The following is a 14,246-nucleotide window of genomic DNA, read 5'->3' as shown; positions in this document are numbered from 1 at the left end:
GCAACGGCCCGCCTCCTGACAGCCAATGCACGGGAACCCGTTGATAGTGCAGCTCCTTTAGCCGGCAAAGGAGCAAGTGCCATGCAAAGGGAATATGCCTATATCAACGTCGGTGCACCGAACAACCTTACCAGCGAGGCCGCCGTGAAAGCCTGGCTGGACCGCGTACTCAGCGCTTCGGCACTGGAACCGCAGGCCAAGGCGCTGATCACCACGCAATCGTTGATACCGGTGGAGTTTTCGATCCTGGAGGAGGGGGCCGAGCCGGGAAGTCCTGCGTTGATTGTCGAGCGCCAGGAAATGCCCCTGTGGAAAATCCTCGACAAGCGCTTCACCTGGCGCGCGAGTGTCGGAAAAAACCAATCGACTGACAGCGTGCAGGTCAATGTCCTGTTTCCCAAGTTTTACGGGGCATTGGCCCAACGCTTGACGGCCCATCGATACTTTCTCGACAGCCTGCGAGTGTCAGGCCAGGCCCAGAGTGTCGAGTGGGAAGAGCGTGGCCTGGCGATCGCGACACGGCCTTTGCTCAAGACCGAGGTGGTGCTGTTCTCCGTGTGGGGGGCCAGTAAGCGCCTGCTTGCGGATATCTGGTTCGATCTCCCGCTGATTTCCCTGGGGGCCGGGCAATGGCCCAGGGCGATTGGCACCAGTTGGCCGGGGATGCGTATTGGCGCACGCAGCGGTGATCACATTCGTTATTCCGATGAGCCCGGCAAAAACACGCTGTGGGTCAAGCCGTTCGGCGAGGCGGTACTCGACGCCGATTTCAGCATTTTCCCGCGCTGGACGCCCCGTGCCGTCCTCCTCGCCGACCAAGCGCTGAAGGCCGACGAAGTGATCGAGGTGACCCTGAGCGCAATGCCTTATCAGGCCGATGAGGAGCGCTACATCATCGAGGTTCCGGCCTCGCGCCGCGCCGCTGCGGATTGGCACTACTATCTCAGCGTCTACATGAGTTACCGCTGCCCCTGGGTCAACTGCGGCGTCTTGCAGGAAGACGGCGGCATCCGGCTGCAGAGCGAGCGGCCCAATCAATGGTTCGTGCGCTGCGATGCCGCGCGGCTGTTTATAGCGGTCAGCATTCAGCCCCGCGAACGTACCGGCTGGAAGGCCCCCACCGCGCCCCCGACGCCCGAGGCAACCACGACCCAGGCCTGGCAAAAATGGGATGGGCTGAGGGAGAGCGTGGGCAATAACAAGATCGCCAAAGACTATATCGAATCGTTGATCGATCGCTGCCTGAAGAAGTCCGGTTTGTCTCAAGACACCCAGCAATTGTTCAAAAAAGAACGCCAATTCAAGTTCAAATACCTGATAGGCCACCCCACATATTCTCCTGGCGTGAGTGCATTCGTGCCGCCACGCTACAAGTACTTTTCCTTTGAACAAGTGCTGTTGGGTGAGCCGCAACGGCGTGCGTACTTCCAGGAAAAACTCAGTGCCGTGCATGTGCAGGGGCAAGCCTTGCCAGCGTCGCAAGTCGCGACATTGACCGGGATGCGCGACGTGTTGCTGGCTGACTTCCTGGCGGATATCGATGCGCTGGCCGCCAGCGACGACTACCAGAAACTGTTCGGCGAAACCTGTGACGCCCTCGCCAGGGTGCGGGTCGCACGCTACCTCGCGCAAGTCGATGCAGCCGACGAAGACTTGCGGGGGTGTGCGTTCCGCTACTTGAACGGCGAGTTGAAACCGCGACTGCTGCTATTCAATGAAGCGGTGGTGCCCAATGCGATTGTGCTCAAATTCAACTCACAGAAGGCGTTGCTGATATCCCTCAACTTCACCGAGCTCAAGTGGGCGGTCTGGGCACCAAGCACCACCGCCGGGCAACCCTCGGAGGTGTTGATGCGATTTGTCGCGGAACATTCCCCTTTCCCGCAGAAAATGAACCTGGTGCCCCAGGATTTTTTTCCGCAAAAAAAACGCTATGGCTACCATTACCGGCGTTTCGCCCCGGAGCCGGTGTCCTTTCGTGATACCCAGCACATCAACGCGCAATTGCAATTGGCGGCCATCGCGGATATCAAGGGGCAGGTCGACTACGCAGTGTTTTCGTCCGACGAAGAGCGGCGCCGGGTAAAACTGGCGATGTTCAAAAGTGTCGCCCGTGCGGTGTCCGGCCTGGTGACGGCGGCCGTCGGGCCTCTGAGTGGGTTGGGCGCGCTGCTGCTTTCCGGCATGGCGCGCTTCATCGCCAATGTCGGTGATGTCGGCCTTACGTATGCGTTGGCGCAAAATACCGATCGTCCCGAGGACTACGCCCACTACATCCATGAGTGCAAGCTGGGGGTGCTATTGGCGATGGTCGACCTGGGGGCCGACCTGCCCAGCGCCAATGCCAAGTTGCGCATATTGCTCAAGCAGTCGACGCTCGGCGGTCGGACTGTCGCGCCGATTCTGAATGCGCCCATAGACTACGACGTCCCGATAAAGTTGAAACAGACCAGTGAGTCCGAGACTTTTGTCTCCACGCCATTCTGGTTGATCGACCTGCGCCAGCGCATGGAAAAATCCTTCGACGACCGGGGCAAAGGCGCCGAACTCAAAGGTTACCTCCAGGCAACCGCCACCTGCGGTTATGCCGAGGCGAAAAGCTGTTCCGACTTTTTGCGCAGTCAGCGCTGGGAGACACAGGCCGTCGGCGTGCTGATTTTCTCCGAACTCGGCGATCAGCGCCCGCAAACGCATTTTGCGTTGTCGATTCGGGATGCGACGGACACCGCGATGGTCGATTTCAGCCTGGGCGACCTCGATGCCTCAATGAACGGTCGCGGCTATTTCGGTACGTTGAAAGGCTGGGAGGACTGCGTGCGCGGGTTGCCGGCCTTGGAGGGCGCGTTGGTGATTTACAAGTTTTATCCGGATTTTGCCAACGCAAGCCTGGAGGTTGACGGGGCGTTTGCGCTGGGCATCAGTTGGAGCCCCTTCGTCAATGGCGGCGATTACAGCGTGCTGTCGTTTCCCCTGGATTTCGTCTGCGGGGTTCGCGAGCAGTTGGAGCGTGTCTGGGCCCAGGTCTTTCACCAGTTGCCGATCAATGCATCGCTATCGCTCAATGAACCGGCGACCTTCAAGCAGTCTGAACTGCTGGCGCAAGTCAGCAACCTCAGCGGCCTGGTCGACGAGGCGGAAGGGCTATTGCGGCGCACCATTGGCGTGCAGGCGATCGGTGAGTTACGGGCCTTGATGCTGGGCTTCCTTCAGGCATGGCGTAACGAACCGCGGGGCGGCTATCGAGAACTGATGGAGGGCGTGATGGCTGAGGAGGCAGACTTGGTCAACCAGGCATTGATCCACCTCGAAGCCCTGCAGGCCGGTTTGCCAGGCACGCTCGCGAGCGCGCAAAACGCGCTGGTCGATTGTGTCGACTGGGTCGCGGTGCGGGCCGGAATCGACGACGATGCGTGGCGACTGTTATTTAAACAACAACTGGAACTTCATGTGTCAGGCGAGCAGGCGACGGTGGATTTATACACCGCCGCTGAACTGGACGCGCTGTATGAACAGCTAGCCCGGGGCCAGCAGCGCGAGTGTCATCACCAGCGCAGCTCCGGTTATGAGCGACTGACCATGACCAGTAGCCGGGCGTTGCTGGGGATAGGGTTGGGATTGATCCGCAAGATGGCCCCGGAGCGCCAGGCCGAATGCTGTTTCGCGCTGATCATGGCGAGCCAGCCCTACGACGACAGCAACGAACACTTTGCCCGAGTCGTATATGGCATCTGTGCGTTGCGCCAACAGCGGTTTACTGTGTTGACGCCGCTGCACGAACGTCGGCTCAGCGGCCTTCCACCCGCAGAGCCGATACTGATCTGACTTGCGCTACCGAGACAGCCGGCTCAAGGCTTGTTCTGCCAGCCAGGTGGTCAGCTCGCGGGTTGCGAACGGATGCCGCAGGCCCACCGCCTGGCCCGCCCACAGGTTGCTGAAGCCGGCTTCATCCTTGGCCTTGAGTGGCAGCAACGCACCGCCGGCCCTGGGGAAGGCCGGGGCCAGCGGGTTGATCGCGCCGAGTTCTCGCATCACCCGGTTGACGATGCCGCGTGCCGGTCGGCCGGTGAACAGGTTGGTCAGCGCGGTTTCGCTGGCCTGGGCGTGACGCAATGCGTGGTGGTGCGAGGGGCTGACCGTGGCTTCGGGGGTCAACAGGTAAGCGGTACCGATCTGCACTGCCGAAGCACCCAAGGCAAAGGCGGCTGCGATGCCGCGTGCGTCAGCGATACCGCCGGCGGCGATCACTGGCACGCTCACGGCGTCGACGATCTGCGGCACCAGCGCCATCAAGCCGATCTGGCTGTTGAGGTCGTCGCTGAGAAACATACCGCGGTGGCCGCCGGCTTCAAGGCCCATGGCGATGATCGCGTCGCAGCCATGCTGTTCCAGCCAAATCGCTTCTTCGACGGTTGTGGCCGATGAAAGTACCTTGGCGCCGGTCGCTTTGACGCGGTCGAGTAAGGACTTTTCCGGCAAGCCGAAATGGAAACTGACCACCTCGGGACGGAACGCTTCCACCACTTCACAAGCCGCTTCGTTGAACGGCGCACGGTTGGTCACCGGCGTCGGAGCATCAAAGTCGGCGCCCAGTTCGCGGTAGTAGGGTTGCAGCAGGTCTTTCCAGCGCCGATCACGGGCGTCGTCCGCCTCGGGCGGTTGATGGCAAAAGAAGTTCACGTTGATCGGCCGCGTACTGGCCTGACGGATAGTGCTCAACGCATCGCGCAATTGCTCGATACTCAGCGCCGCCGCCGGCATCGAACCGAGCGCGCCGGCCTCGCTGGCGGCGATGACCATTTGCGCGGTGGTCGCACCGGCCATGGGCGCCTGGATAATCGGGACATCGATGCCCAGCAGATCGAGAATGCGCGTGTCTGGCCAGGTGCTCATGGGATGCGTCTCCAGCGTTGGTAAGAGTTTTCGCTGTTTTAGCAGGGCCCTTGGCATCCGGCCAGTCTGTTTTATTCACTGGACGCAGCCTGGGTTTCGTGTAGTGGCGCGGGCTGTTTTAGCGATCGCGCTCGCGTTCCAGCAACTGGCGCTTGCGCTCCACACCCCATCGGTAGCCCGACAACTCGCCATTACTGCGCACCACGCGGTGGCAGGGAATCGCCACTGCGAGGCGATTGGCGCCACAGGCCTGGGCCACGGCCCGAAAGGCGGTGGGCGCGCCAATCCGTTCGGCGATCTGCGCGTAGCTGGCGGTGCTGCCCACCGGGATGTCGCGCAAGGCCTGCCATACCCGTTCCTGAAAGGCCGTGCCGCGCAGGTCCAAGGGTAAGTCCAGGCCCAGGGCCGGGGCTTCTATAAACCCCACCACCTGGGCGACCAACTGTTCGAAGGCTGGGTCGGCGCCCAGCAGTTCGGCGTTGGGGAATTGGTCCTGCAGGTCGCGCACCAGCGTGTCCGGCTCGTCGCCCAGCAGAATCGCGCACACGCCGCGATGACTTTGCGCCACTAGAATCGCGCCGAGGGAACATTGGCCGACGGCAAAATGGATGTGAGTATTCGTGCCGCCGGCTTTGTAATCGCTTGGCTTCATGCCAAGCAGTTGGTCCGCCGACTCATAGAAGCGGCTGTTGGAATTGAAGCCGGCGTCATACAGCGCGTCGGTGACGGTGTTGCGACCTTTGAGCCCCTTGCGCACTTTGCGTGAGCGCTGGGCGCTGGCATAGCCCTTGGGGGTGAGGCCGGTGACTGACTTGAACACGCGGTGGAAATGGAACGGACTCAGCCCGGCTTGCTGTGCCAGTTGGTCGAGGCTGGGCGGGGTTTCGGCGTGTTCGATCTGCCGACAAGCGTTGGCCACCAGTTCGGCGTGGCGTGCCGCGCGTTGCGTCTGGTCACCGGTCGCGCGTTTGCTTGGGCGATAGCCTGCGGCTTCGGCCTGTTGAGGTGTCTCAAAGAATTCGACGTTTTCCGGGCGCGGCAAGCGCGAGGCACTGCTGGGACGGCAATACACACCGGTGGTTTTTACCCCATAGACGAACAGCGCGTCGGCCTGAGGATCACGGGCGAGGATCGCTGCCCAGCGCGGGTCATGTTCGTTATTCATTGCCTGCTCTCATGACGGGTCACGGCCAGATTAGTCGTGTCGCGGCGGCATGGCACTCTGAAGCTTGCGGTCAAATCAGCCGGCGGTGCGAAAGGTCAGGTTGATGCGTTGCGGGCCCATGACCGGATGCGTGCCGTCCTTGACCGGCATGACTCCGTGGAAGCGCAGACGATCGACCCCGCCCCACACCACCACATCGCCATGGAACAACGAGATTTTTTGCGGCTTGTCGCTGCGTGCATGGCCGCCGAACAGGAAGATCGCCGGCAGCCCCAGCGACACGGAAACCACCGGCGCGGTATAGCAGCGTTCGTTCTTGTCCTGGTGCAACGACATCTTCGCGCCCGGCACATAACGGTTGATCAGGCAGGCATCGGGCACAAAATCGCTGAACCCGGCGTCGGCCGCCGCGTGTGCCGCCAGTTGGCGCAACGTTTCGGGCATGGCTGGCCAGGGGTGGCCACTGCGCGGGTCAAGCGCGGTGTAGCGGTAGCCGCTGGGATCGGTGGTCCAACCCAGTTCTCCGCAACTGCTCAGCGCGGCCGACATGGTGAAACCACCAGGCGTGACCATTTGCCGAAACGGCGACTGAGCCAGCACGCAGCGCAACGCTGGCAGAAGATGCTCAATCCAGGGCAGGGCATAGCCCCTCAGAACGTGGGACTGTTCGCCAATCTGCTCACGCCCTGCGGGTTGTTGCAGGGCGTCGTCGGCGAACAGGTCGACGGTCGGGCCGGGCATGGGCTTACAGCGCCTTGCTCACGTTGATGTCAGTGATTTCATCGCTGGCGTCGTGAATCTTCGCCAGTACTAGCTTGGCTTCTTCGACGCTGTTGCTGTGCAGTTGGGCAAACTCAAAGCGGCGTTCGCCGTTGAGTTTGTACTTGATGACGTATTTGGTCGTGGTCACAGCTTTTTTCCTGTCGAGTGTTCGGGTCAGCTCAATTTGCTGTTGGTGCGACGAACGATGCGGATCTTGTGGGACAGCGCAGGTTTGCGGGTAACGCTGATGGCGCGGCGCGTCACAACGTCCAGGGTGATGTTCCAGAAACCGGTGCTCGGTGCGGTGATTTTTGCCGGGAACTTGTCGAACGCGCCGCCGTGGTAGGTGTGACGACCGCCATTCTTGAAACTGCGAAAATTCGCATCGCTCATCAGACGAATATTACAAGTCTGTGAGCATTCGATGACGACAATATCTCCCTCGTTGAGGTGCTCACGCTGGTGGATGAATTTCATGGGCGGGTGTCTCCAGAAGGGCTTTTTCTGAAAAATCAGAACGATACGTAGGTTAAGATAGAGTTTATCAGCCCCAGCGCGTTTATTATCGGGCCGTCGTCGACGACTTCGACAATTTAAAACAGTTATTTACCGAGTTATCAGGGATAAATCCTACGTGGGCGGGAGAAAATTACCATCCCCGCTGTCCTAGGGTCTTTATCGGAGGTTTTATATGAAGTGGAGTGTGTTGGTTCTGGCCTTGGCGATAGGTGGGTGTGCTTCGGTTGCAGATATCAAGCAGACCCCCCCGACCTTGGCGGTCATTTCAGGGAAAAAACCGCAGGAATATGCCGCCTGTGTGGTACGCAAATTGTCGACTACCCGCCGGCCGCCGCAGATCGAGCCGCATAAAGACGGCGTGCAGGTGATTGTTCCGCAGAAATTCTCCGCTGACCCGTCGGCTATTTTCGAGATTGACGAGCGCTCCAGTGGCAGCAGCATCAAGCTCTACGAGAGCATGTCCAATGTGCCGATCCGCCCAGGCGATGTGAAGAAGGCCGGGGAGGACTGCATTTCCGGCTGAGGCCGCGCGTTTACACGGTCCGTTTGAATCCGATAAAAAAGCCTGACCTGCCATTGCGGTGTCAGGCTTTTTTTTGCGCGCGTTTTCGCAGTTGTCGTGACGGGAAGGTTCTCCTACCATTTGTAGGCTTATGACATAAACGCCTAAATATATAACTATAAAAAATGGAGCCGTGATGATGTCTCTGGAACGAGTGCTGATAGGCAGTGCGCTGATGTTGCTGCTGGGCAATGCCCACGCGCTGGATGGGAAGAAGATATTCACCGAGGGCGGCTCGCAGCCGGGCGCCATGCCTTGCGTAGCCTGCCATGGCGCCGATGGCGCGGGGCTCGCCGCCGCGGGCTTCCCCAGGTTGGCGGGGTTGCCGGCCCTGTATGTGCGTAAACAGTTGGAAGACTTCAAGCGCGGCACGCGTGTCAACCCGGTGATGCAACCCTTGGCGAATGCCCTCACTGACGCCGAGATCGACGCTGTCAGCCAGGCGCTGGCGGCGATGCCAGGCGCCGTCCCGCAACCGATCCATCGCAGCGAGATGCCTATCGGTGCTGCGCAAAAGCTCGCCCAGCAGGGCGCGTGGGAACGGCAGATTCCGGCATGTGCAAGTTGCCATGGTCCTGCCGGTACGGGTGTCGGCGACACGTTCCCGCCTCTTGCCGGTCAGCCTGCCACCTACCTGGCAGCACAGTTGACGGCCTGGCAAAACGGCACCCGTCACAACGACCCGAATGATCTGATGGGCCACATCGCAAAATCCCTGACGCCGGATGAAGTACAGGGCGTGGCCCAGTATTTCGCCTCACTGAAACTGGAGGCCAAGCCATGAGCCCGTTTGTTTTAGTTCTAGGACTGTTGGGTCTGCCGTCCGCCCACGCCGCTACGATCGCCATGGAAGACCAGTCGCAGTTGCAGCCTTCTGCCGGCCATGCGGCTGTCAGTCAATTCCAGCCGCCCCAAGAGAGCGAGCTGCCTGACAATGCCTACGGCAAGCTGGTCAAGGAGGGCTACGCGTTGTTCGTGGATACCAAGCGCCTGGCGCCGACATTCGTCGGTAACGGGCTCAACTGCAGCAATTGCCACCTGGATCAGGGCCGCCTGGCCAACTCGGCGCCGCTGTGGGGCGCCTACCCGATGTATCCGGCCTATCGAAAGAAGAACGACAAGGTCAACACCTTTGCCGAGCGGTTGCAGGGGTGTTTCCAATTCAGCATGAACGGCGGTACGCCGCCGACCGCTGATAGTCGCGAAATTACCGCGCTCTCGGTGTACGCCTACTGGCTGGCCAGCAAAGCACCGTTGGGCGTGGAGTTACCAGGCCGTGGGTATCCCGACGTGGCCCAACCGGCCAAGGGTTATGACCTGTCCGGGGGCGCGCAGGTTTACAAAGGGCAATGCGCCGTCTGCCATGGCCCCGAAGGGCAGGGCCAGAAGGTCGGTGACAGTTACGTGATGCCACCGTTGTGGGGGAAGGACTCCTACAATTGGGGCGCCGGCATGCACCGCATCAATACTGCGGCGTCCTTCATCAAGCACAACATGCCGCTGGGCAAGGGTGGCAGCCTGAGCGACCAGCAAGCCTGGGACGTAGCGGCCTACGTCAACAGCCACGAGCGACCGCAGGACCCGCGCCTGGTTGACGGTTCCGTGGAGAAAACCCGGGTCAAATTCCACGCCAACGATGGGGTCAATCTCTACGGCCAAACCGTAGAAGGCGTGTTGATTGGGCAGGGCATCCGTTAGACTCACGCCCAATCAACGCAAAAATGCCGCGCAAACCCTCGGTTTGTGCGGCATGTGTCTTTTTTGGGAAGTCTTTCATGAAGCGTGAACACGTCAGGGCTCGCCAGGCCGAAGGTCAGATATCGGCCACTCACATCATCCAGAACCCGGCTGACCTCGGGGAATGGATCGTATTCTTCAAGAAAAGCGGCGGTCGCAGTTTTTTCCTGGTGGACGATCAGGATGAAGTCGAATCTTTCTCGCGCCTGGATGAGCTGGTGGAGACCGTCCGTGGCCTGGGTATCAAGTTTGCCGATATCCAGCTGTAGATGTAGCGCTTACTTGCAGACCACCACCACACTGCGGCTTTTGAAGTTGCCCACGTCCTGGCCCAGGGTCTTTTCACTTTCCTTGAGCGAAGGCGTGCCTTCGGTACCGACGATACGGTAGCCGGTGCCCGCACAAGAGGCGTCGGCCTTTTCGTAGCAACTGGCCCAGGAATTGGCTTCGCCCGAGCAGTCGATGGTCAGGCCTTGTTCGCCGTTTTTCAGGTAGACATCAGACGTGGTCGTGCAGCCGGCGAGCGCCAATACTGCAGTGAGTGCCAGAATCTTGTTCATGTGTGTTCATCATCGAGGGTGTTGGAGGGCGCGCTGACACTGTCGTGGGGCGTTTCGACGAGACTATAGCGAACTGCCATCTACGTATAGACATGTCTCGTTCTGAAAGTCAGGTGTAAGCCTATTCCAGTGTTATACAAAAGATACAAAAAAGCCCCGTTCACCGGGGCTTTTTTACGCAGCTTCCAAGGCTTACTTGCCCTTCGGTCGCTTGCTCGATGCGTGGCCCGCTTCATCCACAAACACTTCTGCAACCGCAGTTGCCTGGCTCTCGGTCGCGAATGCGCCAGCGACGCTGTCGCCGTGGAAGTTGATCAGGTGCCAACCGTCCGCTCGCTTTGTGATCAGGTAGCCGTTCACGCCTTTGGGTTCTGACATCTATTAACAATCTCGTGGTCTGGTTCAAGGGCGTAATGATAGCGCCAATTGTCGCGCCACCGCCCAAGTTATTCCAGGTCAATGTTTGCGGCGCCAAAGCGTGCTAAAAGGGTTGCAGCCCTTTTCAAGCCACAGGGCTACGCTGTTTTTGTCGGGGTATTGGTGAAGCTCTTTGTAGGATTAGCGGAACTTACGCCGACATTTTTTCTCTATGATGACATCGCAACGCCAGCAGGACCCATTGTAAGGTGACTGCGGCCTGATTAGACTGCGCCGAATTCCGTACGCACAGCCCTTTGTAAGGACCCATATGATCAAGAAATGCTTGTTCCCAGCAGCCGGTTACGGCACTCGCTTCTTGCCAGCGACCAAGGCCATGCCCAAAGAGATGCTGCCGGTGGTGAACAAGCCACTGATTCAGTACGGCGTCGAAGAGGCACTGGATGCCGGTTTGAATGAAATCTCTATCGTTACCGGCCGTGGTAAGCGCGCGCTGGAGGACCACTTCGACATCAGCTACGAGCTGGAAAACCAGATCAAAGGCACCGACAAGGAAAAATACCTGGTTGGTATCCGTAAGCTGCTCGACGAGTGCTCGTTCTCCTACACCCGTCAGACCCAGATGAAAGGCCTCGGCCACGCCATCCTGACCGGCCGTCCGCTGATCGGTGACGAACCGTTCGCCGTGGTACTGGCCGACGACCTGTGTGTGAACCTGGAAGGCGACGGCGTACTGACCCAGATGGTCAAGCTGTACCAGAAGTACCGTTGCACCATCGTCGCGGTTCAAGAGGTCGATCCTCAAGAAACCAACAAGTACGGCGTGATCGCCGGCGACGACATCGGCGATGGCCTGATCCGCGTGCGCGACATGGTCGAGAAGCCAGCGCCTGAAGATGCTCCGTCGAACCTGGCGATCATCGGTCGTTACATCCTGACCCCGGATATCTTCAAGCTGATCGAAGAAACCGAGCCGGGCAAGGGTGGCGAGATCCAGATTACCGACGCCCTGTTGAAGCAGGCCAAAGACGGTTGCGTGATCGCGTACAAGTTCAAGGGTCGTCGTTTTGACTGCGGTGGCGCCGAAGGCTACATCGAAGCGACCAACTTCTGCTACGAGCACTTCTACAAGACTGGCAAGGCTTACTGATTCACGGTTGCCCGCCTGTTGTAAGAGAAAGCCACCTTCGGGTGGCTTTTTCGTTTTTCGCCCCCAACTAAGTCGGTATGCTGATTGCCTGCCGAGGAGAGTGAAATGGCCTACGATTTTGACCTGTATGTGATTGGCGCCGGTTCCGGCGGTGTTCGTGCTGCGCGCTTTGCCGCCGGTTTTGGCGCCAAGGTGGCCGTGGCGGAAAGCCGCTACCTGGGCGGCACGTGTGTGAACGTCGGCTGCGTGCCGAAGAAACTGCTGGTCTACGGCGCGCATTTTGCCGAAGACTTCGAGCAGGCCAGCGGTTTCGGCTGGTCCCTGGGGGAGGCGAACTTTGACTGGGCGACCCTGATCGCCAACAAGGACCGCGAGATCAACCGCCTCAACGGCATCTATCGCAACCTGCTGGTCAACAGCGGTGTGACCCTGCATGAAGGGCATGCGCGACTGGTCGACCCGCATCAGGTGGAAATCAATGGCGAGCGCTTCACGGCCAGGCACATCCTGATCGCGACCGGCGGCTGGCCGCAGATTCCGCAGATACCGGGGCATGAGCACGCGATCGGTTCCAATGAAGCGTTCTTCCTCAAAACGCTGCCCAAGCGCGTGCTGGTGGTTGGCGGTGGCTATATCGCCGTTGAGTTCGCCGGAATTTTCCATGGTTTGGGTGCGCAGACGTCTTTGCTGTATCGCGGCGACCTTTTCCTGCGCGGTTTTGACGGTGCGGTGCGCAAGCATCTGCAGGAAGAGTTGACCAAGCGTGGCCTGGATCTGCAGTTCAATGCCGATATCGAACGGATCGACAAGCAAGCTGACGGCAGCCTCAAGGCCACCCTCAAAGACGGGCGCGTGCTGGAAACAGACTGCGTGTTCTACGCCACCGGCCGTCGGCCGATGCTGGATAACCTGGGCCTGGAAAACACCGGGGTCAAACTGGATAAGCGCGGTTTTGTCGAAGTGGATGACCTGTACCAGACCGCCGAATCGTCGATCCTGGCGATTGGCGATGTGATCGGTCGCGTGCAGTTGACCCCAGTGGCCCTGGCCGAAGGCATGGCCGTGGCGCGTCGCTTGTTCAAGCCGGAGCAGTATCGCCCGGTGGACTACGCGATGATCCCGACAGCCGTGTTCAGCCTGCCGAACATCGGTACGGTCGGTCTGAGCGAGGAAGATGCGAAGGGCAAAGGCTATAAGGTGAAGGTTTTCGAAAGCCGTTTCCGGCCGATGAAGCTGACATTGACCGGCTACCAGGAAAAAACCCTGATGAAACTGGTGGTCGACGCCGACACCGACAGGGTCCTGGGTTGCCATATGGTCGGCCCGGACGCCGGGGAAATCGTGCAGGGCTTGGCGATCGCGCTCAAGGCGGGCGCGACCAAGCAGCATTTTGATGAAACCATTGGCGTACACCCGACGGCGGCCGAAGAGTTCGTCACCATGCGAACGCCCGTGGCCGACTGATCAGGTGCTGGGCGTTGCCTCGGCGGTCGCTGCAACGGCGGCTGTCAGACGCAACGCCTCGATGCTGGCCTGAGCCTTGATCAGGTCCAGCTCCAGCGCCTTGTTGGCCTGCTGGAATTCGCTCAGCGCGGCTTGGCGTGACTGACTGTCTTGCACCGCGACCCGCAGGCGTTCCTGGAGCAGGGTGCGTTCGCTGTCGATCTGCTTCAACTGTTCGCTCAGGTTGAGTTGCTGCGCCTGGTCCTTGCGCACTTGCTCCTGCAGTGCTGCCAACTCCTTCACCGTCACCCGATGTTCGATCAGCAAGCGCTCGTTGTCGCGGTGCAACTGGGTGATCTCGTCCTGGCGCACCATGGCGCTCTGCTGGGCCTGGCGCAGTTCCGCCTGGACCTGTTGCACCTGGCCTTCGTGGCGTCGCTGCTCCTGTTCGCGCTGTTCTTTGATGGCGTTGCGGTAATGCTCCAGGGCATCCCGGGCGTGCAGGTGTTTGTCTTCCAGCGAGCGAATCTGTTCGTCCTTGTCGCTGATGCGCAGCTCGTAGTCACTGCACGCCTGGCTCAACCCGGCGTTACGGGTTTGTTCGGTCTGCAGGCTGGTGCTGGCGGTTTGCAGGGCTGCGCTTTCTTCGGCAAGGGCCGCGGCCTGGATATCGAATTGCTGTTGCAGTTGGTTGTGGGCTGCTTGCAGGGTTTCGAGCTGGGCGAGCAGGGCGGTTTTCTGTTGTTCGAATTGCGCCAGGGCCAGGTCGATGGGCTCTTGGGCTTTCTCTTTCAGGCGCTGGGCAAGCCGTGCCACCAGTTCGCCGAGTTCATCGTCGATGGGCGCTTCGGTGATGGTCTGCCGCGTTTCGCTCTCGTCCAGTTCCTTCAAGTAGCGATGAATCGTGGTTTTCGAGCCGGTATTGCCCATTTCGATGCGTACTGCATCGATGCTGGGGTTTTCGCCGCGGGCGAGGATCGCCAGGCGTGCCGTTTGAACGACTGCTTTGTTTATGCCGCCACGAGCCATGGGGTCTCCGTCGATTTAGTACTGTGGTACATGGTATGTATTTACATATCA

15 protein-coding genes are annotated in these 14,246 nt (G+C 59.9%); 7 read left to right on the top strand and 8 right to left on the bottom strand.

Annotation, left to right across the window (positions count from 1 at the left end; genetic code table 11):
- Positions 1–81 precede the first annotated feature (81 nt).
- Positions 82–3,822: a hypothetical protein gene (locus JN756_RS16340; protein ID WP_201021073.1), complete on the top strand. Its 3,741-nt coding sequence runs from the start codon at positions 82–84 to the stop codon at positions 3,820–3,822.
- Positions 3,823–3,828: 6 nt separating this feature from the next.
- Here JN756_RS16340 and JN756_RS16335 read toward each other — a convergent pair whose 3' ends face one another.
- From JN756_RS16335 to JN756_RS16315, 5 genes are all read right to left on the bottom strand, one after another.
- A complete protein-coding gene (locus tag JN756_RS16335) occupies positions 3,829–4,890 on the bottom strand; it encodes an NAD(P)H-dependent flavin oxidoreductase (protein WP_046383543.1) in 1,062 nt (353 codons plus the stop codon).
- Between the two features lie 118 nt (positions 4,891–5,008).
- Entirely contained in the window at positions 5,009–6,055 is a 1,047-nt protein-coding gene (gene ada / locus JN756_RS16330; RefSeq protein ID WP_169882020.1) for a bifunctional DNA-binding transcriptional regulator/O6-methylguanine-DNA methyltransferase Ada, read from the bottom strand.
- Positions 6,056–6,130: 75 nt separating this feature from the next.
- Positions 6,131–6,796 carry a DNA oxidative demethylase AlkB gene (gene alkB, locus JN756_RS16325; RefSeq protein ID WP_046489457.1) on the bottom strand — a complete coding sequence of 222 codons (666 nt, stop codon included), beginning with the start codon at positions 6,794–6,796 and terminating at the stop codon, positions 6,131–6,133.
- 4 nt (positions 6,797–6,800) lie between these two features.
- The gene (locus JN756_RS16320) at positions 6,801–6,965 is read right to left on the bottom strand and encodes a hypothetical protein (RefSeq protein ID WP_017846313.1); all 165 of its coding nucleotides are present in this window, start codon (positions 6,963–6,965) and stop codon (positions 6,801–6,803) included.
- A gap of 26 nt (positions 6,966–6,991) precedes the next feature.
- Complete coding sequence (locus JN756_RS16315; protein ID WP_017846312.1) at positions 6,992–7,294, bottom strand: DUF1883 domain-containing protein; 303 nt, start codon at positions 7,292–7,294, stop codon at positions 6,992–6,994.
- A gap of 214 nt (positions 7,295–7,508) precedes the next feature.
- Between JN756_RS16315 and JN756_RS16310 the strand changes: the two genes are divergently transcribed.
- The 4 genes from JN756_RS16310 to JN756_RS16295 all read left to right on the top strand — a co-directional run bounded on the left by JN756_RS16310 (position 7,509) and on the right by JN756_RS16295 (position 9,904).
- Positions 7,509–7,859, top strand: a complete 351-nt coding sequence (locus tag JN756_RS16310; protein ID WP_046383541.1) for a hypothetical protein — start codon at positions 7,509–7,511, stop codon at positions 7,857–7,859.
- Between the two features lie 175 nt (positions 7,860–8,034).
- Positions 8,035–8,682 carry a c-type cytochrome gene (locus JN756_RS16305; protein ID WP_128191402.1) on the top strand — a complete coding sequence of 216 codons (648 nt, stop codon included), beginning with the start codon at positions 8,035–8,037 and terminating at the stop codon, positions 8,680–8,682.
- Positions 8,679–9,596 (top strand): c-type cytochrome, encoded by a 918-nt coding sequence (locus tag JN756_RS16300; RefSeq protein WP_026139942.1) that lies wholly within the window; start codon positions 8,679–8,681, stop codon positions 9,594–9,596. Before JN756_RS16305 ends, JN756_RS16300 begins: the two co-directional genes overlap by 4 nt.
- A 77-nt stretch (positions 9,597–9,673) precedes the next feature.
- Positions 9,674–9,904 (top strand): hypothetical protein, encoded by a 231-nt coding sequence (locus JN756_RS16295; protein WP_046383538.1) that lies wholly within the window; start codon positions 9,674–9,676, stop codon positions 9,902–9,904.
- A gap of 9 nt (positions 9,905–9,913) precedes the next feature.
- Here the strand turns inward: JN756_RS16295 and JN756_RS16290 are convergent, their stop codons facing one another.
- Positions 9,914–10,195, bottom strand: a complete 282-nt coding sequence (locus JN756_RS16290) for a hypothetical protein (RefSeq protein WP_017846307.1) — start codon at positions 10,193–10,195, stop codon at positions 9,914–9,916.
- A gap of 192 nt (positions 10,196–10,387) precedes the next feature.
- A complete protein-coding gene (locus JN756_RS16285) occupies positions 10,388–10,573 on the bottom strand; it encodes a hypothetical protein (protein ID WP_017846306.1) in 186 nt (61 codons plus the stop codon).
- A 310-nt stretch (positions 10,574–10,883) separates the two neighbouring features.
- On the opposite strand from JN756_RS16285, the gene galU reads away from it, so the two are divergent.
- Both galU and gorA read left to right on the top strand, forming a co-directional pair.
- A complete protein-coding gene (gene galU / locus JN756_RS16280; RefSeq protein WP_003212579.1) occupies positions 10,884–11,723 on the top strand; it encodes a UTP--glucose-1-phosphate uridylyltransferase GalU in 840 nt (279 codons plus the stop codon).
- 105 nt (positions 11,724–11,828) lie between these two features.
- On the top strand, positions 11,829–13,187 hold the full coding sequence (gene gorA, locus JN756_RS16275; protein WP_201021072.1) for a glutathione-disulfide reductase: 1,359 nt from the start codon (positions 11,829–11,831) through the stop codon (positions 13,185–13,187).
- Here gorA and JN756_RS16270 read toward each other — a convergent pair whose 3' ends face one another.
- Positions 13,188–14,195, bottom strand: coding sequence for a DNA-binding protein (locus JN756_RS16270; protein ID WP_046383536.1), 1,008 nt, complete (start codon positions 14,193–14,195; stop codon positions 13,188–13,190). It lies immediately after the preceding gene.
- Between the last annotated feature and the right edge of the window lie 51 nt (positions 14,196–14,246).

The sequence above is a fragment of the Pseudomonas sp. Y39-6 genome (genome assembly GCF_023651955.1).
Taxonomy (GTDB): domain Bacteria; phylum Pseudomonadota; class Gammaproteobacteria; order Pseudomonadales; family Pseudomonadaceae; genus Aquipseudomonas; species Aquipseudomonas veronii.
This window is presented reverse-complemented; position numbering and strand designations above follow the sequence as displayed.